This window comes from Schaalia odontolytica (assembly GCF_009730335.1).
GTDB classification, from domain to species: Bacteria; Actinomycetota; Actinomycetes; order Actinomycetales; family Actinomycetaceae; genus Pauljensenia; species Pauljensenia dentiphila.
In genome coordinates this window covers 1255774-1281110 of the sequence record NZ_CP046315.1, presented here as the reverse complement: position 1 = coordinate 1281110, position 25337 = coordinate 1255774, and the positions used below count along the sequence as shown (strand labels likewise).

Annotated in this window: 21 protein-coding genes and 5 tRNA genes; 9 read left to right on the top strand and 17 right to left on the bottom strand. The window is 64.4% G+C overall.

Annotated elements, in window-relative coordinates; translation table 11 throughout:
* Positions 1 to 16 precede the first annotated feature (16 nt).
* Positions 17 to 751, top strand: coding sequence for a hypothetical protein (locus FOC40_RS05510; protein ID WP_003796468.1), 735 nt, complete (start codon positions 17 to 19; stop codon positions 749 to 751).
* 21 nt (positions 752 to 772) lie between these two features.
* Positions 773 to 2539, top strand: coding sequence for an alpha-glucosidase (locus FOC40_RS05505; protein ID WP_003796466.1), 1767 nt, complete (start codon positions 773 to 775; stop codon positions 2537 to 2539).
* Positions 2540 to 2750: 211 nt separating this feature from the next.
* Here FOC40_RS05505 and FOC40_RS10845 read toward each other — a convergent pair whose 3' ends face one another.
* The 10 genes from FOC40_RS10845 to FOC40_RS05470 form a co-directional block, all read right to left on the bottom strand.
* Entirely contained in the window at positions 2751 to 2939 is a 189-nt protein-coding gene (locus FOC40_RS10845) for an LPXTG cell wall anchor domain-containing protein (RefSeq protein WP_165477729.1), read from the bottom strand.
* A gap of 3 nt (positions 2940 to 2942) precedes the next feature.
* Positions 2943 to 3485, bottom strand: a complete 543-nt coding sequence (locus FOC40_RS10840) for a DUF5979 domain-containing protein (RefSeq protein WP_003796463.1) — start codon at positions 3483 to 3485, stop codon at positions 2943 to 2945.
* A 75-nt stretch (positions 3486 to 3560) separates the two neighbouring features.
* Positions 3561 to 3716: a hypothetical protein gene (locus tag FOC40_RS10835; protein ID WP_003796461.1), complete on the bottom strand. Its 156-nt coding sequence runs from the start codon at positions 3714 to 3716 to the stop codon at positions 3561 to 3563.
* 3 nt (positions 3717 to 3719) lie between these two features.
* Complete coding sequence (locus FOC40_RS10830; protein WP_165477728.1) at positions 3720 to 4328, bottom strand: Ig-like domain-containing protein; 609 nt, start codon at positions 4326 to 4328, stop codon at positions 3720 to 3722.
* A 674-nt stretch (positions 4329 to 5002) separates the two neighbouring features.
* On the bottom strand, positions 5003 to 6631 hold the full coding sequence (locus FOC40_RS05495) for a DUF5979 domain-containing protein (RefSeq protein ID WP_003796455.1): 1629 nt from the start codon (positions 6629 to 6631) through the stop codon (positions 5003 to 5005).
* Positions 6632 to 7910: 1279 nt separating this feature from the next.
* Positions 7911 to 7985 (bottom strand) — tRNA-Val (locus tag FOC40_RS05490).
* 1 nt (position 7986) lies between these two features.
* Positions 7987 to 8057 (bottom strand) — tRNA-Cys (locus FOC40_RS05485).
* 34 nt (positions 8058 to 8091) lie between these two features.
* Positions 8092 to 8164: transfer RNA gene (locus tag FOC40_RS05480), tRNA-Gly, on the bottom strand.
* A 56-nt stretch (positions 8165 to 8220) separates the two neighbouring features.
* Positions 8221 to 8292: transfer RNA gene (locus tag FOC40_RS05475), tRNA-Val, on the bottom strand.
* Between the two features lies 1 nt (position 8293).
* A tRNA-Gly gene (locus FOC40_RS05470) sits at positions 8294 to 8366 on the bottom strand.
* A 153-nt stretch (positions 8367 to 8519) separates the two neighbouring features.
* On the opposite strand from FOC40_RS05470, the gene glgX reads away from it, so the two are divergent.
* From glgX to FOC40_RS05455, 3 genes are all read left to right on the top strand, one after another.
* Complete coding sequence (gene glgX / locus FOC40_RS05465; protein ID WP_003796449.1) at positions 8520 to 10655, top strand: glycogen debranching protein GlgX; 2136 nt, start codon at positions 8520 to 8522, stop codon at positions 10653 to 10655.
* A 118-nt stretch (positions 10656 to 10773) separates the two neighbouring features.
* Positions 10774 to 11298, top strand: coding sequence for a DUF3000 family protein (locus FOC40_RS05460; RefSeq protein ID WP_039929813.1), 525 nt, complete (start codon positions 10774 to 10776; stop codon positions 11296 to 11298).
* Complete coding sequence (locus tag FOC40_RS05455) at positions 11299 to 12543, top strand: HRDC domain-containing protein (RefSeq protein WP_003796447.1); 1245 nt, start codon at positions 11299 to 11301, stop codon at positions 12541 to 12543.
* A gap of 10 nt (positions 12544 to 12553) precedes the next feature.
* Here FOC40_RS05455 and dxs read toward each other — a convergent pair whose 3' ends face one another.
* A complete protein-coding gene (dxs, locus tag FOC40_RS05450; RefSeq protein ID WP_003796444.1) occupies positions 12554 to 14455 on the bottom strand; it encodes a 1-deoxy-D-xylulose-5-phosphate synthase in 1902 nt (633 codons plus the stop codon).
* Between the two features lie 134 nt (positions 14456 to 14589).
* Between dxs and FOC40_RS05445 the strand changes: the two genes are divergently transcribed.
* Together FOC40_RS05445 and FOC40_RS05440 are read left to right on the top strand one after the other, a co-directional pair.
* The gene (locus FOC40_RS05445) at positions 14590 to 16590 is read left to right on the top strand and encodes an alpha/beta hydrolase family protein (RefSeq protein WP_003796442.1); all 2001 of its coding nucleotides are present in this window, start codon (positions 14590 to 14592) and stop codon (positions 16588 to 16590) included.
* 50 nt (positions 16591 to 16640) lie between these two features.
* Positions 16641 to 18428: a chloride channel protein gene (locus FOC40_RS05440; RefSeq protein WP_003796440.1), complete on the top strand. Its 1788-nt coding sequence runs from the start codon at positions 16641 to 16643 to the stop codon at positions 18426 to 18428.
* On the opposite strand, the gene FOC40_RS05435 is transcribed toward FOC40_RS05440, so the two are convergent.
* Positions 18425 to 19774 (bottom strand): class I SAM-dependent RNA methyltransferase, encoded by a 1350-nt coding sequence (locus tag FOC40_RS05435; protein ID WP_039929755.1) that lies wholly within the window; start codon positions 19772 to 19774, stop codon positions 18425 to 18427. The genes FOC40_RS05440 and FOC40_RS05435 overlap by 4 nt on opposite strands.
* Positions 19771 to 21849 carry an APC family permease gene (locus FOC40_RS05430; RefSeq protein ID WP_003796434.1) on the bottom strand — a complete coding sequence of 693 codons (2079 nt, stop codon included), beginning with the start codon at positions 21847 to 21849 and terminating at the stop codon, positions 19771 to 19773. Before FOC40_RS05430 ends, FOC40_RS05435 begins: the two co-directional genes overlap by 4 nt.
* A 105-nt stretch (positions 21850 to 21954) precedes the next feature.
* On the opposite strand from FOC40_RS05430, the gene FOC40_RS05425 reads away from it, so the two are divergent.
* Both FOC40_RS05425 and FOC40_RS05420 read left to right on the top strand, forming a co-directional pair.
* Positions 21955 to 22605, top strand: coding sequence for a potassium channel family protein (locus FOC40_RS05425; RefSeq protein ID WP_050755249.1), 651 nt, complete (start codon positions 21955 to 21957; stop codon positions 22603 to 22605).
* Positions 22606 to 22607: 2 nt separating this feature from the next.
* The gene (locus FOC40_RS05420) at positions 22608 to 23312 is read left to right on the top strand and encodes a potassium channel family protein (protein ID WP_003796431.1); all 705 of its coding nucleotides are present in this window, start codon (positions 22608 to 22610) and stop codon (positions 23310 to 23312) included.
* Here FOC40_RS05420 and FOC40_RS05415 read toward each other — a convergent pair.
* From FOC40_RS05415 to FOC40_RS05400, 4 genes are read right to left on the bottom strand one after another with little or no spacing between them, the layout of a single operon-like run.
* Complete coding sequence (locus tag FOC40_RS05415; protein ID WP_003796429.1) at positions 23255 to 23929, bottom strand: DUF3159 domain-containing protein; 675 nt, start codon at positions 23927 to 23929, stop codon at positions 23255 to 23257. The genes FOC40_RS05420 and FOC40_RS05415 overlap by 58 nt on opposite strands.
* Complete coding sequence (locus tag FOC40_RS05410; protein ID WP_003796427.1) at positions 23929 to 24309, bottom strand: OB-fold nucleic acid binding domain-containing protein; 381 nt, start codon at positions 24307 to 24309, stop codon at positions 23929 to 23931. The genes FOC40_RS05415 and FOC40_RS05410 overlap by 1 nt, the downstream gene beginning before the upstream one ends.
* A gap of 1 nt (position 24310) precedes the next feature.
* Positions 24311 to 24943 carry a DUF3710 domain-containing protein gene (locus FOC40_RS05405; protein ID WP_003796424.1) on the bottom strand — a complete coding sequence of 211 codons (633 nt, stop codon included), beginning with the start codon at positions 24941 to 24943 and terminating at the stop codon, positions 24311 to 24313.
* A gap of 9 nt (positions 24944 to 24952) precedes the next feature.
* A complete protein-coding gene (locus tag FOC40_RS05400) occupies positions 24953 to 25255 on the bottom strand; it encodes a DUF4193 domain-containing protein (RefSeq protein WP_003796422.1) in 303 nt (100 codons plus the stop codon).
* Between the last annotated feature and the right edge of the window lie 82 nt (positions 25256 to 25337).

The window sequence follows — 25337 nt, the reverse complement described above, 5'->3', positions numbered from 1 at the left end:
AATACCGGGAACACCTATGTCAAACCCCTACAGTCCCAACCAGCAGCCTGCTGGCGGAAACGGCCAGTATCCGGCCGGGCAGCAGTACACCCAGCAGATGCCCGTGGCAGGCGGATATCAGCAGCAGGGTTACGCCCCGCAGTCTCAGCAGGGATACTACCCCCAGGGCCAGTTCCAGGGCGCCCCCTACGGTGGACAGCCGGAGCAGAAGTCGAAGACCGGGCTGATCATCGGCATCATCGCGGCCGTCGTGGTCGTGATCCTGGTCGCTGGCGTTGCAATCTGGGCACTCGCCAAGGACGATTCCTCCAACGACGAGCCATCGGCCTCGCCGAGCGCCCCGACCAGCGCAGCACCCACGTCCGTTCCTTCTGCAGACCCAAGCCCGTCTGCCCCCGTGGCTCCCGCCCCTGCACCGACCCAGTCCGCGCCTCCCGTCGGCACGAAGCCCAGCCCTGCACCGACTCAGGGGACGGGTTCTTCCGGGGACGTCAGCACCGACGAGGAATATGGCGTGAAGCTGGAGTGCAAGAACGCAATTTCCTCAACCGTCGTGCAGGGCAAGATGGAGAACTGGATCGTCGAGCGCGACGGTGTGGATGCCTCTGGCAACCCCCAGTACATTTCGAAGGGTCAGTTCAACGGCACACTTCTCACGGGCAAGAGCGGCACCTTCAACTTCACGTGCACTGCCGTCTACCACAAGGACAACGGCCTGTACGAGGCCTGGGCTGCCCTCGACGGCTACTAAACCGTACAACCGACACGCGCGATGATCATCCACCCCGAGTTGCTTCCTGGCAAGCTCTACGCAACACAGCCCTGGTGGAAGAACGCCGTGCTCTACCAGGTCTATCCCCGTTCGTTCCAGGACACGAACGGGGATGGGCTCGGTGACCTTGAGGGGATTTTCCGCCGCCTGGACTATCTAGCTGATCTCGGGGTCGATATCGTGTGGATATCGCCGATCTATCGCTCCCCTCAGGCGGATAACGGCTACGACATCTCGGACTACCGCGATATCGATCCGTTATTCGGTGATCTCGGTGCTTTTGATGCCCTGGTCACGCGCGCCCACGCCCTGGGTATGCGCATCGTTATGGACCTCGTCGTCAACCACACGTCGATCGAGCACCCCTGGTTCGTTGAGTCGGCATCGAGCATGAACTCGGAGCGTCGAGACTGGTACTACTGGCGGGATCCACGCCCTGGCTTCGAGCCTGGCACTCCCGGAGCTGAGCCGACGAACTGGGAGTCTTTTTTCGGTGGGCCGGCGTGGGAGTACGACGCGTCCACGGGCCAGTACTACCTCCACCTTTTCGCACGCGAGCAACCCGACTTAAACTGGGAGAACCCGCACGTTCGTGACGCCGTCTACGACATGATGAACTGGTGGCTCGACCGGGGCGCCGATGGCTTCCGGGTCGACGCAATTGACGTCATTTCGAAGCTGCCGGGCTTGCCCGATGGCGGCCCACCCCGCCCGCCGTTTGGCGTCGGCCACGAGTGCTTCGCGGACGGGCCTCGTCTCCACGAATTCCTGCAGGAGATGCACGAACGGACGTTCGCCCACCATCCGGGGTCATTTACGGTCGGCGAGGCCTCCAACGCGTCGCCCGAGACAGCACTGCTGTTTTGCGATCCCGAGCGCCGCGAGTTCAACATGCTCATCCAGTTCGAGCACGTCAACCTCGGCCTCGAAAACGGCAAGTTCTCGCCCCGCCAGCTGGCGCCCGGGGAGCTGGCGGATGTTCTCACTCGCTGGCAGGACACGCTCGGGACGAGCGGATGGAACGCCCTGTACCTGGAGAACCACGACCAGCCACGCTCGGTATCCCGTTTCGGGGATTCCTCGTGCTACTGGTACGAATCAGCAACAGCCCTGGCAACCGCCTATTTCCTCCAGCGCGGAACCCCCTTCATCTATCAGGGCCAAGAGATCGGCATGCTCGGCGGAGACTTCACGACCGCAGCCGATTTCCGCGACGTCGAATCCGTGTCGTACATGGAGCGCCTGGGCATCGATAAGGTCCCCGAGGGACTCGCCGCTATGTCGAGAGACAACGGCCGGACCCCGATGCAGTGGGACTCCTCCCCCACTGCCGGCTTCTCTGAAGCAGTCCCCTGGATTGACGTACCCGCTTCCGCTGAGAACATCACCGTCGCAGCACAAGCAAATGATCCTCAATCCATTCTGACGTACTACCGCGCGCTCATCAGTGCTCGCCACGTCATTCCCGCTCTGACCGATGGAACGTTCTCACGGATAGACGCCTCAGCGCCCGCGCTCTTCATCTATCACCGCAGCACGCCAGGTTCGGACGTTCTCGTGATGGTCAATCTGTCCGGGCAACGCCACGCTCCCCTGTTCTCTCCAGAGGACGAGGCCATGGCTTCGTTACCGTGGCACCTCTACTTGGGCAACACGGAAGCGTCACAGACGAAGAGCGATGAGGCCGGCAACCACCTGGGTAGCGAACCCACTGTTACCACACCGATGAAGCCGTGGGAGGCTCGTGTGTATCTCCTCGTTGGATAGAGCATCGAGGAGCTGACCAAAGTAACGTCGGGCTCAATGCAAGCTGGCGCTGCGCTCTGTAAGCAGCACCCCGACCATCGGCGAATGACCGTCGTTCGTTTTGCACGCTTAGAGGTTTCCGGTCTCAGTACAACTGCTTCACCCGCGTGTTCCGCATGATGTGTGCATGCGCGTCACCGCTTCGGAGCCGCGAGAGCAACCTTCATCGCGTTCAGCGCTGACGACGCTTGACTGCGACGAGAGATCCACCCGCAAGGGCCACGATTCCGGCTAGGACACCGACGTTCGCAGCATCAGCACCGGTCTTCACCCGGCTCCGAGCCGGAGGCGTCGAAGGCGCCGGGGTCGGGGTCGGGGTCGGCATGGGCGTCGGCTTAGGAGCCGGCTTAGGAGCCGGCATCAGCTAATTGTTCAGTTTGAGAGCAAAGAGGTGATCCTCGCTGAGCGTGAACGTTGCCTCACGGTTGTTAGCCTTGAGGGTGACGCCCTGAGCGGTATCGAACACGCGACTCTCGACCTCGTTCAAGGTGACGCCGTCAGCGGAGGGCAGGTCACCCTCGGAGATGGTGACCTCGGTGCCCAGAGGGAGGGCACCCGGGTAGCTGTCGCTCTTGCCCGCCTTGACAGTCGCCTGGTAGGTCTTGTTGACCGACGGATCGGAATCGTTCTTCAGCGTGATGGTCAGGGTGTACTCGAGGTCCTTCGCGTTGTCGGGGAGCTCGCCATCGACCTTCGTCGTCACAGAGAAGCTCTGGCGCGCGAAGGCATCCGCGGACGCACCGAAACGCATCGCCTTCATGACGGGCGAAACCTTCTTGCCGGGCACATTGAACGTCACGGTGTTGGAGAATTTACCGACGACGTCAGCGGCACGCTTGGCACCCTCAACGCGAGTCGGAATCTCGACGATCGCCGACTGGTTCGCGGGGATCTCAGGGATGGTCACGGTCAGCTTCTGGGGCGTGCACTCGACCGTAGATCCGGCGCCGAAGGCATCCTTCGAGGTGTCCTTGCTCAGGCGCTAACCCTCGGGCGTGGTCGGATCGACGACGACGAAGGTGTACTTCTTGACGTAGTCGACCACCGTGTCGCAGTCGTAGCTCCAGTTGTCGTCGGCGGGAACCTCGTCGACGATCGACGCACCGGTCACTGCGGAATCGCCAGCGGGCAGGATCACTCGCTACATGATGGACTTGTTCTCATCGCCATCCTCGCTGTCGCTCACGCCAATCCAGCCTTCCTTGACGGTGCGGGCTTCGCCGGTGGGGCGCACGACCATGTTGACGTTGCACGAAAGCACCTTGTTGCCGACCTGCACCTCGAACTGCTCGTTGGCGGGGCCGGTGTACTGAATCATGGCGCTCGTCGTCACGGAACCTGCCCACTCGGCAGCCGAGTTAACGTTCTCGTTGAAGACGACGGTGACATTGCCATCGGTGCCCCACGTGCCGCAGCCGACGACAACGCCGGTCGCAGAACGAACATCAAAGGAACGCTCGGCGGTGGGGCGCAGGATCGACTGGCCCGTGTCCGCCTCGGCGACGGTCGCGTCGTAGGTGAAGAAGTCACCGGCCTTGACGGCGCCGTCGATCTTCCACGGCAGCTTAACGCCAGTATCCCACATGTTCGCGATTGTCTTCGCTTCCGCACCCTGGGGATTGACCAGCTGCAGGTTATCCCAGTCCAGGTCAACCTTGTCGTTGACGTTGGTCGTGGGGGCCGGGCACGCAAGCGCCGTGGCCAACGCCGTGCGGGTCGTCAACAGCTGCAAAGCATCAACGAAGCTCAATACCAGAGCGAAAGCTATAAGAAGTGCGCTAAGCCGAGTGTTCTTCAACGCAACCATAAAATACTCCTGTCAATGGGCATGAGGCGATGTCTCCTTAAGCGCATAATTACAGAGTATCTACGGGATAAGATCGACCATCAGAGGATTAGCAGAGAACTATTCAAATAAAATATCGTTGCCAAACCGCCTTAATCTGCATATATAAAGAAGAGAAAACTAATCCGCAATCAACCCAATTAAACTTCCTGCACAGCAGGTCAAACACACTTGACCAGCAACAATGCAGATTTTGCAAAATAGTGCTCTTCATCACCTTCTGTGCGAAACTGTCCATTTGCACCTCACGCGACCATGAGCCACCCGCTTTTGCGTCACGCGTGCCCCACCGCTGGGCGTCAACACCAAACGGCTCCGACAAGCCACAATCAGCATCACGAGCAACCGCACACGATGAGCTACGACGACATAGTCGACCACTCCCCTGCACGGTATCGACAGCAGGTTTTTCACCCACTCATCTTTTGACAGGACTTTTGTCCGCACGCCGCTCGCCCTGCCCACCACACGAATCATCCGCCACAAGAAAGCACACGTAAAGAAGTGGGTGGGATGAGCACTGCTCATCCCACCCACTGTGCGCCCTCAGGCACTCATGCACCTCAGGGGTTTCGTCATCAGTGACTACGACGCTTGGCCGCCACGAGAGACAGGCCCGCAATCGCGACGATTCCAGCCAGGACACCCAGGCCTGCCGCATCGGTACCAGTCTTGGCCAGCTGCGGAGTGGGCGAAGGAGTTGCCGAGGGGGTCGGAGAGGGAGTCGAAGGCGTGGCCGACGGAGTCGGGGTCGGAGCCAGAACATTGGTGAGGGTCAGCGAGTAGACCTGATCATCGCTCAGCGTGAAGGTAGCCTCGCGGTTATCTGCCGAGAGGGTCACGCCGTCGGCGGCCTCGAAGACGCGGCTCTCGCCGTCGTTCCAGGTGATGCCCACACCGGCGGGCAGGTCCCCCTCCGACACCGTCACGACGGTACCCAGCGGCAGAGACGTGGGGTACGTGTAGGTCTCGCCAGCCTTAACGGAGGCCTCGTAGGTCTTATTCACCGAGGGATCGGCGTCATTCTTCAAGGTGATCGTCAGCGGGTACTCGAGGTCCTGTGCGGACTCGGGCAGGTCACCCTCGACCTTCTTGGTCACGGAGAAGGTCTGATGGGCGTACGCGTCGGCGACCGCACCGTAGTGGAGGGTCTTCGTAATGGGCTCGACGACCTTGCCACCGAGAACGTTGAAGTTGACGGTGTTGGAGAAGACACCCACGACGTCACCGGCGCGCTTCGCACCCTCAATGTGGGCGGGGAGCAGGATGATGGCGGCCTGGTTCGCAGGAATCTCGGCGAGCGTGACGGTCACCTTGGAGGAGGAGCACTCGACCTGCGCGGCAGCACCGAAGGCACCCTTCGAGGTGTCATTGTCCTGGCGGAGGCCCTCGGAGGTCGTCGGATCGGTCACCAGGTAGGTGTGGTTCTTCGTGTATTCATTAACGACGTCGCAGTTGAAGCTCCAGTTAGAGCCCGCGGGGACCTCGTCGACGATCGACGCGCCGGTCACGGCCTTGTCGCCAGCGGGGAAGACAACACGCCACATGATGGCCTTGTTCTCGTCACCATCTTCGTTCTCACCGAGGGTCAGCCAGCCGTCCTTCTGGTAGCGGGGGACGCCGGGGGTGCGGCGCAGCATGTCGATCTCACGCTCGACCTTCTTGCCGAGCTTCACCGTGTACTTCTCACCGCCGGGACCAGTGTAGTGGGTCAGGCCGTTGGTGGAGACGTGGCCGTACCACTGCGCAGCGGACTCGACCTTCTCGTTAAATACGACGGTCACCATACCGTCAGCACCCCAGGTGCCGCAGCCGACGACGACGCCATTGTTGGAGATGACCTCGAACTTACGGGCAACGTTCGGACGGAGGACGCTCTCCCCGGTCGCAGTGTTGACGATCGAGGCGTCGTAGGTGAAGTAGTCACCGGCCTTCACGCGACCGTCGGTCTTCCACGGCAGCTTGATACCGAGGTCCCACCAGTCACCCACAGCCTTGGTCTCACGGCCAGCGTGGTCGACAAGCTGAGCATTGTCCCAATCCAAGGTGACCTTGTTGCTCACATTCGTAGTCGGCTCGGGGCAGCTCAGGGGAGCCGCGGACGCAGGAGCCTGAGCGCCAATAAACTGGGCCAGGCCAAAGAAACTCACAACCAATGCGAAAATCGCAACAAGAACACCGAAGTGACGGCGCTTCAAGGCAACCATAGAAAACTCCTGTCAACGGGATGTGCGACGGCGTCGCCTCATACTGCACCATCTTATGCCAACCACCTGCAATTTGGTCAAGAATCAGAGCGATTAGTTCCACAGGCACAACAACTAACACGAGCGACAAAAGCAAACATCACCACTGTGGCGGACTGATTTATAGACTGACAACATCTGTTACTCGGGAGTGTCGTCCGATGAGCGAACAACCAACCCACACCGCCGACAAACTCACCAGTCATTCAGCAAATACGAAAACGGCAGAGGTCACCCACAAGACGCACCAGCCCGAGGCTCGCACTCAGAGGCCACCACCCCACAACACACGGGGTATAGGACACAACGCATTGGTCGTGGTTCAGCCCCTGACAACGTCGCGAACCGTGTCGTTGGGCTAGCGAGCTCGCGCCGCTACACCTCAGACAGGATCGACTCCATCGGGAAGATTCCACGTGATCGGGAGCATTCCACCCGATCAGAAGGGGTTGACTCTTCCCGATCGCATGTCACACCTCATCGGCCACAAGCACCCTCGCGGAGGTTACAGCCCGTGACCTCCCCCGTCATCGCCGACGACGCCCCACCGGCATTCATCGGTCCGCCGCCGGGCAACCCTGCACCAGTGAGGAGTCTTGCGCCAGTGAGAGAGCATGACACCAGGGGTAATGCTGGGGTTTTGCATCATGAGGACCCTCCCTTCGGCGTGTTGCCACTGAGGCGGTCTACTTATTGGGCACAACGGCGCCCGGTCTGGCGTATACCTCGCGCGCGAACCACTGAATCTGCGCGTTAACCCCTTGATACGCACGTAAACCTCTAGATATGCGCGTGGGCGACGCTGCCCACGCGCATGTCATCGGGTCCACGTGCGAATCAGCGAGCCCACCTGCATGTCATCGGGTTAACGCGCAAGGTGTCAGGCCCACGTGCGAATCAGCGGGCCCGCGTGCGCGGCGAGGAACAAAAGCCGCTAGCACGCCTCGGCACACTGCGCCCCCTCAACCTGAGTATCCATACCAGGCCACGCGTTCGATCACACATCAGGCACACGGGGGCATGCACGCCCCCACAATGAAACAATCACCTTCAACGCCGACTTTCCCCACCAACAAGAAAAACCCACCACAAAACCAACACGTTATACCCCTCAACCCCGACTACACGCCGACACTGCTCCACCACACGCCGACTCCAACAGAACACAAACAGAAAAGCTCCCGCCGACAATCGGCGAGAGCTACATAAACAAAAAGCCGGATCATCAGATCCGACTTACTGGTGGGCGATACTGGGATCGAACCAGTGACCTCTTCCGTGTGAAGGAAGCGCGCTACCCCTGCGCCAATCGCCCGAGGTGGGTACGGGATTCGAACCCGTGTATACGGCTTTGCAGGCCGCTGCCTCGCCTCTCGGCCAACCCACCACACCCAATGGGATCGAGTGGATTCCCGATTGAGAGCGGATGACGGGACTCGAACCCGCGACCCTCACCTTGGCAAGGTGATGCTCTACCAACTGAGCCACATCCGCGTGAACCGCTTGTGCGGCCGGGCTATAGCCCGCCAATCCTGTTACCAGGATGACCGTGGGCGATACTGGGATCGAACCAGTGACCTCTTCCGTGTCAGGGAAGCGCGCTCCCGCTGCGCCAATCGCCCGAGCGGATGACGGGACTCGAACCCGCGACCCTCACCTTGGCAAGGTGATGCTCTACCAACTGAGCCACATCCGCGTTTCTCAGAACGTCAACCGTTCTTCGCAACGGGTAAAACCTTAACAGAAGAACTGGCCAGAACGCAAAACCAAACCCCCGTTATCCAAGTCACACGCTCATTTACGGGCGGATTATCGCCCATCAGTCCATATTCGTGCGAGGCTTGTCGGTATGGAAACGCGACCTGGCAAGGCCTACCCTCTGGGTGCCACCTTTGACGGAACCGGAACGAACTTCGCAATCTACTCCTCGGTTGCGACGTCTGTGACGCTGTGCCTCTTGGATGACAACCTCAACGAAATGCGCATCCCCATGACGGAAGTCGATGCCTACGTGTGGCACGTCTACGTGCCACAGGTGAGCGCTGGCCAGCGCTACGGCTACCGCATCGACGGCCCCTGGGACCCCCAGAACGGTTTACGCTGCGACCCTTCGAAGCTCCTTCTCGACCCCTATGCTAAGGCGATCGAGGGACAGCTGAAGGATTCTCTTGACCTCCTCTCCTATCAGGCCGACGATCCCCTCACGATCAAGGGCGGTGACTCCGCCGATGCAACCATGCACTCCGTCGTCGTCAATCCCTTCTTCGACTGGGAGGGGGACCGCAGCCCGGGACACGACTACTCCGAGTCGATCATCTACGAGGCCCACATCAAGGGCATGACGATGCGTCACCCGGACATCCCAGAGGAACTGCGCGGCACCTACGCGGGCATGGCGCACCCGGCGATTATCGAGCACCTGACGAAGCTTGGCATCACCACGGTCGAGCTCATGCCGATCCAGCAGTTCACGAACGATACGACGCTCCAGGCCAAGGGATTGTCGAACTATTGGGGCTACAACACGATCGGCTACTTCGCCCCACATAACAGTTACGCGGCTACGAAGGACCCCGGCGCACAGGTTTCTGAGTTCAAGGCAATGGTGAAGGCCCTACACGCGGCTAACATCGAGGTCATCCTCGACGTCGTCTACAACCACACGGCAGAGGGCAACCACATGGGCCCGACCCTCTCTTTCCGCGGCATCGACAATCCTTCCTACTACCGCCTTGTCGACGGGGATCGTCAGCACTACTTCGACACGACGGGCACGGGCAACTCCCTCCTCATGAGCTCTCCGCAGGTCCTTCAGCTCATCATGGACTCGCTGCGCTACTGGGTGACGGACATGCATGTGGACGGCTTCCGCTTCGATCTTGCCTCCACCCTGGCTCGCCAGTTCGCCGAGGTCGACCGCCTGTCCGCTTTCTTCGATCTCATCCACCAGGACCCCGTGGTCTCGCAGGTCAAGCTCATCGCGGAGCCGTGGGACGTGGGTGCGGACGGCTACCAGGTTGGCGGCTTCCCTCCCCTATGGTCCGAATGGAACGGCAGGTATCGCGACACGGTGCGCGACTTCTGGCGCGGCGAGTTCTCCTCGCTCCCTGACTTCGCCTCCCGCCTGGCCGGTTCCTCCGACCTCTACGGGACGACCGGCCGCAAGCCCATGGCGTCCGTCAACTTCATCACCGCTCACGATGGCTTCACACTGCGCGATCTTGTGTCCTACAACGAGAAGCACAACGAGGCGAACCTCGAGGGTGGGGCGGACGGCGCGAACGACAACCGTTCGTGGAACTGCGGCGTCGAAGGCGACACGGATGACGAGGAGATCATCGAGCTGCGCTACCGTCAGCAGCGCAACTTCCTGACGACCCTCATGTTTTCCCAGGGCGTGCCGATGATCGCCCACGGCGACGAGCTTGGCCGCACCCAGCGGGGCAACAACAACGTGTACTGCCAGGACAATGAGCTCTCGTGGATCAACTGGGATTTGAATGAGCACGACTACAAGCTCCTGCGTTTCACCCGCCATCTCATCCACCTGCGACGCGATCACCCGGTGATGCGCCGCCGGCGTTTCCTGGAGGGTCCCGCGCAGCGCGGCGGTGAGTCCGAGCTCGGCGAGATCGAATGGTTCACCCCGGCGGGCACACACATGACGGAAGAGGAATGGAACCAGCCGTGGGCGCGCTCGACGATGGTCTTCTACAACGGCGATGCCATCCGTGAGCCCGACGCGAACGGTCGCCGCATCCTCGACGACGATTTCCTGCTGCTGCTCAACGCTGCTCCGGAACCCGTCGAGTTCACGCTCCCTGATGCGAAGTATGGGCACATCTGGCACACCGTCGTCGACACGGCGGGCGACGATGATCGCGACGAGTACCACTCCGGCGACATCGTACACGTCGGACCGCGTACCTCGTTCATCCTGCGCAACCCCCGCCGCCTGGAATCGCCGGAGCAACAACGACCGTGACGAGCCACGCGTACCCGCTACTTATCGACATGAAGGTTGGCGGCGCGTCTGGACCAAAAGGCGCATGGACACCCGTACGATTTGATTCGTGAATGAAAACGGGGTGCCCGAGGAGTTTATGCGGGCTCTGCTGTCCCTGCGACAGGCGGACCACCTGGCGCACATACTCCTCGAGGAGGTGCCCCCACCTCGCCGTTTGGCCCCCTTTACGGCGGCGCTCGCGATGCGAACTACGGACGAGGACGAGGCCGGACAACCCCTGTCGACTGGTCGTATGGTCATCCTGCACGACCCCGTGGAGCAGATCGGCTGGAACGGTACGTTCCGAGTCGTATGTCAACTGCGCGCGCAAGTCGATGCCGAGATGATCGGCGACCCGATGCTGTCAGAGGGCGTGTGGGGCTGGATGCTCGATTGCCTAGAGACTGCGGGAGCTGGATTCCACGACATTACGGGCACGGTGACGCGTGAAATGAGTGAGGCCTTCGGCGGTCTTGAACTGCGAGGATCGTCTCTGTTCGTCGATGTGCGCGCCTCGTGGACGCCCAACAGTGAGTATCTTGGTGAGCATCTGTCCGGCTGGGCGGATGTCATGCGTCGGACGGCAGGAATTGTGCCTGCCCGTCATCTCGAAGGAGTCTGAGTGCTGGTCAACAATGGCGGCGGTTTGCCGCAGGGCGATACGGATAATCCGGAGCTCATTGCGCAGCCGCGTGGGGGGACCCCCGCCGTCATTGACACCCAGAAGGACCTTGAGGCCGCAGCTCATGCCCTGAGCGCTGGTTCGGCCCCGATCGCCCTGGACGTTGAGCGCGCTCAGGGCTTCCGCTACGGCTCCGATCCTTACCTCGTGCAGATTCGCCGCGAGGACGTGGGCACGTTCCTCATCGACACGCACGCACTGCCGGACCTGTCCGTGCTGCAGCCGGGCGTGGAGGACGTGTGGCTGCTGCACGATTGTTTGCAGGATCTGCCGAATCTGCGCCAGGTTGGGCTGCGCCCCTCCGCTCTCTTCGACACCGAAATCGCGGCGCGCCTCATCGGCCTGGAGCGTTTCGGGCTGGCAGCCGTCGTCGAGCAGGTGCTCGGCCTGGGCCTCGTCAAGGATCACCAGGCCTCGGACTGGTCGGTGCGTCCCCTGCCGAAGGAATGGCTACGCTACGCAGCCCTCGACGTTGAGCTGCTGACGGAGCTCTACTACCGCCTCTCGAAGCGGCTCGATGAGATGGGCCGTTGGGAGTGGGCGCAGCAGGAGTTCGCCTACGCCCTGTCGGTCACCCCTCCCGGTCCGAAGCCCGATCGCTGGCGTTCTATACCCGGCGCGGGCAAGATCCGTTCTCGCCGCGGCCTCGCGGTCCTCAAGGCCCTGTGGGAGACACGCGAGTCGATCGCTCAGCGCATCGACCTCAGCCCCGGTCGCCTCGTTCGTAACGCCGCCCTCGTGCGCGCGGCCTCGAATCCTCCGCGCAACAAGCGCGCGCTCATGAGCATCAGCGAGTTCCGCTCCCCCGTCGCCCGCCAGTATGAGGACGAGTGGATGCGAGCCCTCTCCAGCGTGGCCGCCATGACGGAGGACGAGCTGCCTCCCAAGCGCAAGCCCGTGCAGCCCGGGTCGATCCCGGAACCGCACCACTGGAATCGCATTGACGAGGCCTCGGCCGCGCGCCTGGGAACGGTGCGTAACGCGGTCGCTTCGGTCGCGTCGAGTCTCGGTCTGGCACCCGAGGTTGTACTCGCTCCCCAGGTGCAGCGCTATCTCGCCTGGGCTCCCCTGGATCCGTCACGCCCGTCGGGTGATGAGGTCGAGGAGCGTATGGTCAATCGCGGTGCGCGCGACTGGCAGATCGATCTGACGCTCGACCCGATCTGCGACGCGCTCGGCGTCTGATTCGAATGATCTAGCGCTCGCCGATTCGCTCGACGAGCTCGCGGGCCGCACGTTCGATGCCGTCGGCGTCAAAGCCGAACTGCGCGATCATGGCCGCGCGTTCGCCGTGCTCGGGGAATTCTTGCGGCACGCCCAGGCAGCGCACGGGCACGCCGGTCTCCGCGACCGCATCGCGCAGCGACCATCCGAAACCGCCCTGAACGATGCCGTCCTCGACGCTCACGACGCAGTCGTAGTCCCGCACCAACGTCGCCAGCTCCGGGCAGATGGGGATCATCCACTGTGGATCAGCGACCGTAACACTCACTCCGGCAGCAGCCAGGCGACGCGCAGCCTCGATCGCATCGGGCGCGCAGGCGCCGGTGCCCACGATGAGCACCCGAGCGGGTGAATCAGCCACTGCCTCGTCGAAGAGAATGTCCACTCCCCCGACGCTGCGTAGCGCCGGCATGGGCTCGGGCAGCGATCCCTTGCGGTACCGGATGACGGTGGGAGCGTCATCGACGTCGAGCGCCTCACGAAGGCGCGCGCGCAGCGTCTGCTCGTCGCGGGGAGCCGCCAGACGCAGGCCCGGGACCATCGAGCACATCGCGATGTCCCAGACGCCGTTATGCGAGGCGCCGTCCGCGCCCGTCACACCCGCGCGGTCCAGCACGACAGTGACGCCCGCGCGGTGGAGGGCGACGTCCATGAGAAGCTGGTCGAAACCGCGGTTCAGGAAGGTCGCGTAGAGCGCCACGACGGGGTGTGCGCCCTGGTAGGCCATGCCGGCGGCGGAGGCGACAGCCTCGGCCTCGGCGATGCCGACGTCGATCACGCGACCCGGGTAGGCCTCGTGCATGGGGCCAAGGCCCACGGGGCGCATCATCGCAGCCGTAATCCCAACGATGTCGTCGCGCGTGGCGGCCTGAGCGCAGATCTCGTCGGCGAAGACTCCCGTCCAACCGAAGCGCTCGGGGGCGACCGGGAGCCCGGTCTCCGGGTGAATCGGGCCGACCGCGTGGAAACGGTCAGCGATGTGCTCCTCGGCCGGCGTGTAGCCGCGGCCCTTTTCGGTGATCATGTGGACGAGGACCGGCTCGTCGAGGGAGCGACCGCGGCGCAGAGCGGTCTCGACCGCCGCGATGTCGTGGCCGTTCACGGGGCCGATGTACTTCAGGCCAAGGTCTTCGAACATGACCTGGGGCATCAGCGCGTCCTTGATGCCCGATTTCAGACCGTGCAGCGCGTCGTAGGCCGCGCGTCCCGGCGTACCGTGGCTCAGCAAGTGCTGTTTGCCCCACGCCAGGGCCTTCTCGTATCTGGCAGAGGTGCGCAGCGCGTCCAGGTGAGCCGCGAGACCGCCAATTGTCGGCGCATAGGAACGACCGTTGTCGTTGACGATGATCATGATGCGGCGGTTTTTCGCCGTCGCGATGTTGTTGAGTGCCTCCCAGGCGAGGCCTCCCGTCAACGCGCCATCGCCGATGACACCCACGGTCCAGGTACGATCCCCCTGGCGATGCTTCTCACGCGAGATGCCATCCACCCACGCGAGCGACGCCGACGCATGCGAGGACTCGACGACATCATGCTCAGACTCACCGCGCGACGGGTAGCCGGACAGGCCTCCCGGGCAACGCAAAGACGAAAAATCCTGACGTCCGGTGAGGAGCTTATGCACGTACGCCTGGTGGCCGGTGTCAAAAATGATCGTATCCTGCGGGGAGCGGAACACCCGGTGCAGGCCGATCGTCAGCTCGACGACGCCCAGGTTCGGGCCGAGATGCCCGCCCGTTCGCGACACGTTGTCAATCAGGAACTCGCGAATTTCCGCCGCCAATTCGTCCAGCTGCTCGCGTTCCAGGCGACGCAGCTCCCGCGGTGCGCTACAGCGCGACAGCAGGTCGCGTGACTCTCGTGTTCCAGACATGAGAACCAGTGTAGTTGCCGAAGCGTCTCATCTACAGATCAAAGTGCATGTCAGGTACGTTCGGCCCGCGCAGGCGACAAGCGCGCGCACTAAGATAGGTGGTGTTGGCTCGCCGTACCGCTTAAGGAGGCACTATGTCCGTCACCGTCGCACCCCACGGCCTGTGGAAGTCCCCGATTTCGGGCGATTCTTTCACTGCCCGTTCGGTCACGCTCTCCCAGGTTCGCGTCGACGGACCCGACACCTACTGGGTGGAGGGACATCCGCTCCAGGGCGGACGTGGGACGCTGCTGCGCCATCGCGGTACGGGGGAAACGGGCGAGGTCCTGCCTCTCATCGACGGTTCCCGCCTGCCCGATGTCGGCACGCGGGTGCACGAGTACGGCGGTAAGGCATACGCCGTTCACCACGGCGTCATCGTGTTCTCCGATCAGACAGACGGCCGCGTCTACGCCTTTGATACGGCCGATCCGCGCCGCGTCGTGCGTCCCCTGACGACCCTGTCGAAGGTCCGCTACGGCGACTTCTGGATCGCCGACGTGCGCGACCTCGTGTACGCGGTGGCCGAGGACCACTCTGCCCCGGGCGAGCCCGTCAACAAGATTGTCGCTATCCCTCTCGATGGATCCGCCGCCCGCGACGACAGCGCGATCATCACGGTGTTCGAGGGCACCGACTTCGCTCAGGCTCCGACGGTCTCCCCCGACGGCACCAAGATCGCCTGGATCACGTGGAACCACCCGAACATGCCGTGGACGTACTCTCAGCTGCGCGTCGCATCCCTGACCTTCGAGGGCACCATCGATCAGGAGGTCGTCCTGGTGGATCGCCCGGGCGTGTGCGTCTATGAGCCGCGATGGACGCTCGACGGCGATCTCATCCACGTGGATGACTCCTCTGGCTGGGCAAACCTGTACCGCACCCAGGGCTTCGTGTGGAAGGAAGGCGAGGACCCGAACGCCTGGACCTCGCGTCTGCGCACTCGCGCGCTGCACCCGGGACCTCACGCGTTCTCGCACCCGCACTGGAAGCTCGGCCTGCACTCCTACGACAACTACGACAACGACTACCTCGTGTGCTCGTGGGCCGAGGACCAGGTCTGGCACGTCGGTACCGTGCGCATCGACAACGGCATGGCCGAGGAGTGGGCGACCGGCTGGTGGCCAATCGGTAACGTCGCTGCAGCGGACGGGCGCGTCGTCTTCCTCGCGGATTCCGCGACGCACACTCCCGCGATCATCGAAGTGTCGCGCGGCAAGACCAAGGTTTTGCGTCCCTCGTCGGAGGCCGAGGTGCCCACCGCCCTCGTCTCCACGGCTGAGATGCTCACGTGGAAGACCTCGGACGGCGAGGAGGCTCATGGCTTCTACTACGCGCCCGTGAACCCCGAGTTCGCCGCCCCCGAGGGCGAGCTGCCCCCGCTCATCGTCAACGTGCACGGTGGACCGACTGAAGCAGCCCGCCCCGGCCTGCAGGTGCCCTTCCAGTACTGGACCAGCCGAGGCTTCGCAGTTCTGGACGTGAACTTCCGCGGGTCAACGTCTTTCGGCCGTCCCTACCGTGAGCGCATCAACGGCAACTGGGGCGTCATGGACGTTCAGGACTGCGTCGACGGCGCTCAGTACCTCATCGATCTTGGCCGCGTCGATCCAAAGCGAATCGCGATCCGTGGTCGTTCCTCCGGTGGCTTCACGGTGCTCAACGCGCTTGCGTCCTCCGATGTGTTCACCGCCGGCGCGTCGTTCTCGGGCATCGCCGACCTGGTGAAGTTGAAGGAAACCAGCCACAAGTTCGAGTCGCACTACGACGCGATTCTGCTCGGCACCGATGACACCTCAGACCCGGTGTGGGCGCAGCGCTCGCCCATCAACCGTGTCGGTGACATTAAGGCACCGCTCATGCTTCTGCAGGGCACCGACGACCCGGTCGTTCCCGCCTCGCAGGCCCAGGAGATGTACGAGGCACTGCGTGCCAACGGCAACGCGGTCGCCCTCAAGCTCTACCAGGGAGAGGGACACCGCTTCCGCTCGGCCATCAACATCAAGGATGCGTGGCAGTCGGAGCTGGCCTTCTACAGGACCGTCTGGGGCATCGCCACCGACGCCCCCGTTCACGTGGAGATCGCAAACCTGTGACACCCCTGAGTCAGTCCCCGCAGCCAGAGGAACCGGCTACGGGGACTCGCTTGCGCGTCGGCCATGCGGTCGCCGCGCATCGTTCCCTGCTCGGCGTGGCCGCCGCACTCGTTGGCGCAGTCGTCGGCGCGGCAGCCGTCGTCTTTAACCTCGCGATTCGCGCGTGGACGTGGGTGTCCACCGGCTTCGACGAATACACGACCCACGTCGGCCAGCCGCACGGGGTGTGGGGCTGGCCGCCGTGGCTCTTCCTACTTCTCTCCCCCGCCATCGCCGGCCTGCTGTACGGGCCGCTCATCCAGCGTTTCGCGCCCTCGGCAAAGGGACACGGTATCCCCGAGGTGATGCTCGCGGTGCGCCGTAAGGGTGGGCGCATCCCGGGGCGCGTCGCCATCGTCAAGATCCTGGCCTCGGCCCTGACCATCGGCTCGGGCGGGTCCGCGGGACGCGAAGGCCCAATCGTGCAGGTGGGCGCGTCGCTGGGATCCACCATCGCTTCGTGGCTGCGTATGCCCGTCTCCCGCGTGGTCCTGTTGGCCTCGTGCGGGTCGGCGGCCGGCATTGCGGCCACGTTCCATGCTCCCCTCGCGGGCGCGGTGTTCGCCCTCGAGGTGATCCTCGTCGAGTTCACGGCCGAGACCTTCGGCTTCGTCGTGCTGTCAGCCGTCACATCCTCGGTGGTCGCGCGCATCCTGCAGGGCGACGAGATGGTCATTCGCGTCGCCGACAACCTGATCTTCGCGTCGATGTCGGACATCTGGTGGGTGGCGCTCCTCGGCCTCGTCGCGGGGCTGTGCGGGCTCGGCTTCTCCAAGCTCCTGTACGCCTCGGAGGACGCGATCGACTGGCTGTGGGCTCGCACGCACCTGCCCGAGTGGGCGCGTCCGGGCGTGCTCGGCCTCGCCCTCGGCGCAGCTCTCGTTGCTTTCCCGTACATGTTCGGCTCGGGTTATCCGCTTGAGGAGGAGGCGATCGCGGGGAGTTACTCGATCGCGTTCCTGCTGGCCCTCATGCTGGGCCGCGCTGTGTTCACGTCGTTCACCATTGGCATGGGCGGTTCGGGCGGTGTCTTCGCGCCCACGCTGTTCATCGGCGCAATGGCGGGCGCCGCCTTCGGAGACGTCATCTCGCCTCTGTCGGATTCTCCCGTCGGCGTGTTTGCCGTGGTGGGCATGGGAGCCGCCTTCGCGGGTGCCGCGCGTGCCCCGATGACGGCGGTCCTCATCATCGTGGAGATGACCGGCCAGTTCTCGCTGATCCTGCCGATGATGCTCGCGGTCGTGATCGCGACGGGTGCCTCGCGGTTCCTGACGCGCGCGACAATCTACACGGAGAAGCTGCGCCGCCGTGGCGACGTCCTCGACGACCCGGTCGAGGGCACGCTGCTCGGCACCCGCGCGGCCTCCGAGTGGATGACGGAAGCTCCCGAGACACTCCCGTGCGAGGCGAGCGCCGCGTCAGCGATTGCCGCCCTGCGCCGCACGAAGGAGACGGTGCTGCCCGTCGTGAACGACGACCGACGTTTCATCGGACTCGTGTCGTCGCTGCGCCTGGCCGAGCTCACGCAGGAGGACGGATCGCTCGACGCGCCCCTGTCGGATTTGCCTCTCATTGATGAGGCCGTGGCCGCCTCCGCTCCCCCGTCCGAGGTTCTCGGGGCGCTGCGGCGCACGGGCCTGCAGTCTTTGCCGGTCGTGGATGCGGATCGCCGAGTCGTCGGATGGGTGTCCGAGCGCGACCTGGTGGATCGCATGTACCGCGATCAGCGCCGCGCGATCGAGGCCCGCACGCAGACGTCGTGGGGCTCGCGCATGCAGGAGCGCAGAAGAATCCGCTAGCGGCTCAGGACAGAGACCATCTCCACGTGGTGGGTGTGCGGGAAGAGGTCCCATGCCTGCAGCGATTCGAGCTGGTATCCGTCCTCGGTGAGGGTGCGCAGGTCGCGTGCGCCCGCCGCCGGGTCGCAGGACACCAGGACGACGCGAGGGGCACCCGTGGCGGCGATCGCCTCGCACACCTCGGCACCCGCACCGGCGCGCGGCGGATCCGCCACGACGACGTCCGGCACGGCACTCAGCTGGCCAGACAGGTCGACAACACCCTCGCGATCCACGTTTCCGGCGAACGCGTCCACCCAGTCGAAGGCCGCGAGGTTCTCGCCGGCGTCACGCACGGCGCCCTCGTCACCCTCGAGCGTCACGACGCGCCCCGACTCGCCGACGGCGCGCGCGAGCGGCACGGAGAACAGGCCAGCACCCGAGTACAGCTCCATGACCGCGCGACCAGCCCCAGCCTCGCCTGCGCCGAAAGCAGCAGCCAGCACGGCATTCGCGAGCACCTCGGCGCCGCGCACGTGCGTCTGCCAGAAACCGGAGGGCCGCACGTAGTACGACTCGACGCCGGAGCCGACGGGCACGTTCCAGCGCAACACGTCGGCGTCGATGCGCAGGCCGTCGGTGGCGTACGTGTCCTCGCCGATCAGGACGACGGGATCGCCGCCGGAGGGGGCCACCGCGCGCACGCGGTCACCCGGCTTCCACAGGCGACGCCACGGCGTGTCCTCATCGAAAAGTCCAAGCTCGCGGATCGCGGGCACAGCCAGCGGCATGTCCTCGAGCGCGATGACGCGGCGGCCACGGAACTCGTGCATGCCTGCGCGCCCATCCGCGTCGATAACGACGTCAATGCGAGAGCGGCGACCGGTCAGCGGATCGTTCGCATCCTCATCGCCCGGCGCGGGAGCGACATGCACTCCACCGAGGGCTTCCACGGCATCGGACAGGGCTTCTCCGCCCACGCGGCGCAGCTGCCCGGCAATCACGCGGGATTTCCAGTCGCGCTGTGCGGCGGGCGTCAAGTGCGCGAGCTCCCCGCCGCCGACGCCTCCCGGACCAGCCTGGGGCCAGACGGACTCAACGCGGTCGGCCGAGGCCTCGACGACCTCGATGGCATCCGCCCACGCGAGCTTCTTCTGGACGGCGGTCACCCGCGCGCGGACAATCTCACCAGGTGCCGCGTGGCGTACGAAGACAACACGCCCGCTCTCGTCGCGTGCGACGCACGCGCCTCCGTGTGCGGGCTCGCCGACGGTCAACTGGAGGATCTCGCCGATCCCCTCGCGGGGCTGCACGGCTGCGGTGCGACGGCGCGGAGAGGGACGACGGCGGGACGGGCGGGGGCTCATGCGTTCTCCTCGGTGGGGCTTTCGCTGCGAGTGGTGCCGGGCTGCTCGGTACGGGACTTCGAGTCACCGGAGGCCGGCGCTACGACCCGCGAGAACGGGTCATTGACGCGCTGACGGCCTTCCACGACGTCATCCTCGCCGAGCTGCCACGGGACGACGGTAATCACCACGCCGGGAACACCGAGGAGTGCGGCTCGTAGGCGCAGGGCCGACTGGTTGTGCACGATGTTCTCCCACCAGTGGGTGACAAGGAACTGCGGCATGTAGACCACAAGCATTTCGGTGGGCATCGCGCGACGGCGCCCGCGCACATACTGCAGGATCACCGAGGCGATGTCTCGGTAGGGCGCGGATAGGAGCGTCAGCGGCACGGGAACGCCGGAGGCCTTCCACTGGCGCAGGATCTTGTTCTCTTCCTCGTCATCCTCGACGACGGAGACGAGCTCGATCGACGTCGGCGAGGACGCACGAGCCGCCGCGATCGCTCGCATGGCGGGGCGCGACAGGGAGGACACGAGGACGAGGGCACGCACGCGGGTCGGCAGGGCGCGGCGCGCATTCCAGTCGTCCACGCGCAGCTGCGAGCGGACCGTCTCGTAGTGGTGATGGATCGAGATCTGGATGCCAAACACGATCGCGATCATGAGCAGGGTGATCCACGCGCCGTGCGTGAACTTCGTGGCCAGGACGATGATGAGCACGAGGCCGGTCATCATGAAGCCGACAATGTTGACGGCGCGCGAGCGCAGGACCGCCATGCGCTCCTGGCCGGACTGGCGCGAACGCAGCTGCCGGTTCCAGTGCTTGATCATGCCCAGCTGCGAGAGTGTGAAGGAGATGAAGACTCCGACGACGTAGAGCTGGATGAGGCGCGTCGTCTGTGCCTCGAAGCCGACGATCAGCGCGATCGCGGCGACGGTCAGGACGACGATACCGTTCGAGTACGACAGGCGGTCGCCGCGGCGCACCATCTGGTGGGGCAGGAAGGAATCGCGCGACAGGACGGATGCCAGCGTCGGGAAGCCGTTGAACGCCGTGTTTCCAGCGAGCACCAGGATGAAGCCTGTGACGACGGTGATGAGGATGAAGAGAATCGATCCCTGACCGAACACTGCGGAGGCGATCTGCGAGATCGCCGGGTCGATGGGCGTGTTCTCCGGGACGGGCGCGCCCTGGTAGGTCAGCTGGGTTGCGGCGTCGTCGACGATCTTCACGCCGGTCGCACGCGCCAGCACGAGGATCGAGATCATCATCGAGGCGGCAATCAGACCGAGCATCGCCAGCGTGGTCGCCGCGTTGCGGGACTTAGGGCGGCGGAACATGGGCACGCCGTTGGAGATGGCCTCGACGCCGGTGAGTGCGGCGCAGCCCGAGGAGAAGGCGCGCATGAGCAGGAAGGCTCCCGCGAGCCCTGCCAGGCCGTCGGCGTTGCCAGGAGCGGTCACGAGGTCGTAGGCGGCCGTGGGCGACTCACCGAGGTATCCCGTGGCCATCTTCGCGAAGCCAACGACGACCATCAGGCCAATTGCCCCCATGTACAGGTAGGTGGGCACGGCGAATGCGCCACCGGCCTCGCGCGTGCCGCGCAGGTTCAGGGTGGCAAGGATGACAACGAGCGCGACCGCGATCGGCACCTCATAGCCGAGGAGGGCCGGGACGGCCGTCGTGATGTAGCTGGCTCCCGACGAAATCGAGACGGCTACCGTCAGGATGTAGTCGACCAGCAGCGCCGAGGCCACGAGCAGGCCCCAGGAACGGCCCAGGTTCGTGGTAACGACCTCGTAATCGCCACCGCCCGATGGGTAGGCGTGCACCGTCTGACGGTACGACGCGACCACGACCGCGAGCACGATCGCGACGACGACGCCCACCCACACGGACTGAAGCGCGGCCATCGAACCGGCGAGCGCAAGGGTGAGGAGGACTTCGTCCGGCGCGTAGGCGACGGACGACAGAGCGTCCGACGCGAAGATCGGCAGGGCGATTCGTTTGGGGAGAAGCTGGTGGCCCATCGCGTCCGATCGCATCGGGCGCCCGATGAGCACGCGCTTTGCGTAGGCCAACAAGTTCGTCACGGATGTTAAGCGTAGTCCACCGAGCCTGACAGTGGCAGCGCCTAAGCGCACGCATGGCTATTACGCGAGGACCGGAGTAGTTTGGTAGTCGTGCACTTTGTGATCATGGGTTGCGGGCGCGTCGGCGCTCGCCTGGCATCGACGTTGGACGCCGCGGGTCATTCCGTGGCGGTTATTGACCAGGATTCCAAGGCTTTCTCTCGCCTCTCCCCGGACTTTTCCGGTCGTCGCGTGACGGGCGTGGGCATGGACCGCGACTGCCTGCGTCAAGCGAACATTAAGGACGCGTACGCGTTTGCGGCCGTCTCATCGGGTGATAACTCGAACATTATCGCCGCGCGCGTCGCACGTGAGGTCTTTCACGTCGAGCACGTGGTCGCACGCATCTACGACCCCACGCGCGCCTATCTGTACGAACGCCTCGGGATTCCGACGGTCGCCTCGGTGCAGCGCACCGCCGAGTCGGTGATGCGCCGCCTGCTCCCTCCGGACGCGTCGCTCATCTGGTCCCACCCGACCGGCGCGGTCGGCCTCGTCAATGCGACGCCCTCCCCCGCCTGGTACGGCCTGAGCTTCCAGGCCGTCGAGGAGCTCACGGGCTGTCGCGTCGTCTTCACATCCCGCTTGGGATCCATCCGCACAGCGTCGCCGGACCTCGTGGTCCAGGAGCACGATCAGCTGTACTTCGCGATCAACGGGACCGAAACCGCGCAGCTGCGCGACCAGTTGGCTAACCCGCCCAAGACGGAGGTGTGAGCATGAAGATTGTGATTGCCGGAGCCGGATCGGTGGGCCGCAGCGTCGCCCTGGAGCTGCTCGCTCACGGCCACGACATCACCCTGATCGACAATATGCCTGAGAAGCTGCGCATCTCGTCCGTGGCCGACGCGGACTGGGTGCTCGCCGACGCGTGCTCGCCTGACGCGCTGCGCGACGCGGGCGTGGCCGAGGCCGACGTCATGGTCGCCGCGACCGGCGACGACAAGGCGAATCTGGTGATCTCCCTGCTGGCGAAGACTGAGTTCGCGGTCCCCCGCGTGGTCGCGCGCCTGAACAACCCGAAGAACGAGTGGCTGTTCGATCAGGCGTGGGGCGTGGATGTGTCCGTGTCGACGCCGCGCATCATGACCTCCCTTGTCGAAGAGGCGGTGTCGGTGGGCGTACCGGTGCGCCTGTTCTCCTTCAACACGGCCGCCGTGTCGATGCACGCGCTCATCCTGCCGGAGGATTCCCCGGTTGTGGGCAAGCGCGTCCATTCTCTGCAGCTACCGGCCCGTTCGGTCCTCGCCGCGCTCCTGCGCGACGGCCGTCCGATCACGCCGAGCACCGACGACGTGTTCGAGGCCTCCGACGAGCTCCTGCTCCTTGTACCCGATGCGGACACCGCGGAGCTAGAGGACCTGCGTCAGCTGGTCGCGTCCCCTGTCTCGGAGGAGTCCGAGGACGAGGACACCGAGGAGTAAACCTTCAGCTTCCACCAGGTGGCCCAGGCTCCCACCGCGAAGAGCGGGAGTCCGAGGGCCAGCTTGGAAACGCCGAGACCCGCGACCTGGCCGGCGAGCCAGAGGGGCGCCTGCACGGCGACGCGCAGAGCGAAGATTCCCGCCCACATCCACGTGATCGCGGCGCAGCTGCGGCGCAGGGACGCGTAGGCGGGGTCGGACTGCCAGCCTTTCGCCAGGCCGGTCAGCGGACCGTAGAACTGGGCGACGAGGCTTCTCCCGCACAAGACGGACAGAGCGAAAGCAAGCGCCATGGCCACGTTCGTCGCAATGCCCCAGGCGAAATAGTTTTCTCCACGCCCGGTCGCCGCCGCGAAGATAACGCCGATTGCGACTCCAAACAGGCCGGAGAGAGCCTGCCCGATCCCCTGGTGTTGGACGAAGCGGATCACGCAGGCGATCAACGCGACGGCCGAGGCCGCGATAAGCGTTGGCAGGAGGTCGCGCGTGGCCACAAAAACGATGACGAAAAGGAGTCCGGGCGCGGTGGCTTCAATGACGCCACGTGTGCCGCCCAGGGCTCGTGACCAGGAGAATTCCTCAGAGGTGGCCTGATCCATCCAGCGAGGAGTCGGCATCAGCCTTCCCCCGCGATCACTCGGTACAGCGGGTTAATGATGACGAGGCGTTCACCCACGCGTCCGACGGTGCCTTCGACCTCGAGTCGCTGGCCGACGCTGAGCCCCGGAATGGAGGAGCGTCCGGGCCAGCGCAGTTCGAGCGTGTCGGTGCCGTCGTAGAGGGTCGCGACGAGGACACGCTGGGCACCCTCCTCGGGCGGATAGGTCATGCCCAGCAGCGTGCCGAACACGAGTGCGTGAGAGCGGTCGGTCACGTCGCGAATCGGCGTGACACCGCGGGCGGCGCGTGCCGAGTCCTCGTCAAGGGCGGCATCCAGGGAACGCGTGTCCTTGTCGAGGCCGAGCGCAGCGCCGACCTTAGCGAACCACGAGGCCATGTCAGGCCTCCTGAGCACCCGCGGGCAGGTGCACCGGCAGTAGCTCCAGGCGGGTTCGCGGGTAGTCGTCACGACGCACGACGATGCGGTCGATGACCTTCTCGATGTCGGCGCCGGCTTCCGCGGTGGCAGCGGCCGGGCCGAGGATATCGATGCGCGCGAACCAGCGGTCGCCTTCACGACCGATGATGCGCATGCGCGAGGTCGCGGAGCGGCCGTCGGGCATCTGCATCGGCATGTCGACGAGCAGTTCGTTGCCGTAACGCGTCGGGTAGTCGGCGACCTTAGCACCCTGATCTTCGAAGCCCCTGCGGATTTCTTCGCGCAGCTCCTCCCACACGCCGCCGGAACGGGGTGCGGCTGCAACGCTCATCTGGATGCCGGAGTTTCCGAGCACGACGAGAATCTGCAGGACGGTCGTGCCGTCGTCTGCGACCTGGGTGCGCAGCTGCATGCCCTGAACCGCGGGGAACAGGATGGACCCCATGTCGACGTAGCCGTCGCTGGTATCGACCTCCCCGTAGTTACGCGGGCCGGGCTCGCTCCAAATCGCAGCGTCTTCGTCGCTCAGGCGAGGCAGGGCCTCGACCTCTTCGATCTCTTCTTCGACAGTCTTCTTCTTGCGTCCGAACATCGTCCTACCTCACATCGCGCACTCGGTGCACACGGGGGCGCCGTTGGCGTCCACGTGGTCGAGCTGCGACGCGTGGTGCACGAGGAAGCACTGCGAGCAGGTGAACTCGTCTTCCTGGCGGGGAATGACGTGGACCGTCAGTTCCTCCTTTGACAGGTCCGCACCGGGAAGCTCGAAATTCTCAGCCGCTTCGTTTTCGTCTTCTTCGATCTCGGCGGAGCCGGCGTCGTTGCGACGGGACTTCAGCTCTTCAATCGAGTCCTCTGCGACCTCGTCTTCGTTCTTGCGCGGCGCATCGTAATCGGTTGCCATGGTTCTCCCCTTTCGCCTCTCGAGCCGATTTGCGCGAGTGGTCTATGCGCAGGGAGGATAACACTTGTGAGAGTAATGTGCC

Coding starts and splice junctions, on each gene's coding strand:
- FOC40_RS05510 (WP_003796468.1), top strand. CDS start 17: ATGTCAAACCCCTACAGTCCCAACCAGCAGCCTGCTGGCGGAAACGGC.
- FOC40_RS05505 (WP_003796466.1), top strand. CDS start 773: ATGATCATCCACCCCGAGTTGCTTCCTGGCAAGCTCTACGCAACACAG.
- FOC40_RS10845 (WP_165477729.1), bottom strand. CDS start 2,939: ATGCCGGCTCCTAAGCCGGCTCCTAAGCCGACGCCCATGCCGACCCCG.
- FOC40_RS05495 (WP_003796455.1), bottom strand. CDS start 6,631: ATGGTTGCCTTGAAGCGCCGTCACTTCGGTGTTCTTGTTGCGATTTTC.
- glgX (WP_003796449.1), top strand. CDS start 8,520: ATGGAAACGCGACCTGGCAAGGCCTACCCTCTGGGTGCCACCTTTGAC.
- FOC40_RS05460 (WP_039929813.1), top strand. CDS start 10,774: ATGCGGGCTCTGCTGTCCCTGCGACAGGCGGACCACCTGGCGCACATA.
- dxs (WP_003796444.1), bottom strand. CDS start 14,455: ATGTCTGGAACACGAGAGTCACGCGACCTGCTGTCGCGCTGTAGCGCA.
- FOC40_RS05445 (WP_003796442.1), top strand. CDS start 14,590: ATGTCCGTCACCGTCGCACCCCACGGCCTGTGGAAGTCCCCGATTTCG.
- FOC40_RS05435 (WP_039929755.1), bottom strand. CDS start 19,774: ATGAGCCCCCGCCCGTCCCGCCGTCGTCCCTCTCCGCGCCGTCGCACC.
- FOC40_RS05425 (WP_050755249.1), top strand. CDS start 21,955: ATGGGTTGCGGGCGCGTCGGCGCTCGCCTGGCATCGACGTTGGACGCC.
- FOC40_RS05420 (WP_003796431.1), top strand. CDS start 22,608: ATGAAGATTGTGATTGCCGGAGCCGGATCGGTGGGCCGCAGCGTCGCC.
- FOC40_RS05415 (WP_003796429.1), bottom strand. CDS start 23,929: ATGCCGACTCCTCGCTGGATGGATCAGGCCACCTCTGAGGAATTCTCC.
- FOC40_RS05410 (WP_003796427.1), bottom strand. CDS start 24,309: ATGGCCTCGTGGTTCGCTAAGGTCGGCGCTGCGCTCGGCCTCGACAAG.
- FOC40_RS05405 (WP_003796424.1), bottom strand. CDS start 24,943: ATGTTCGGACGCAAGAAGAAGACTGTCGAAGAAGAGATCGAAGAGGTC.
- FOC40_RS05400 (WP_003796422.1), bottom strand. CDS start 25,255: ATGGCAACCGATTACGATGCGCCGCGCAAGAACGAAGACGAGGTCGCA.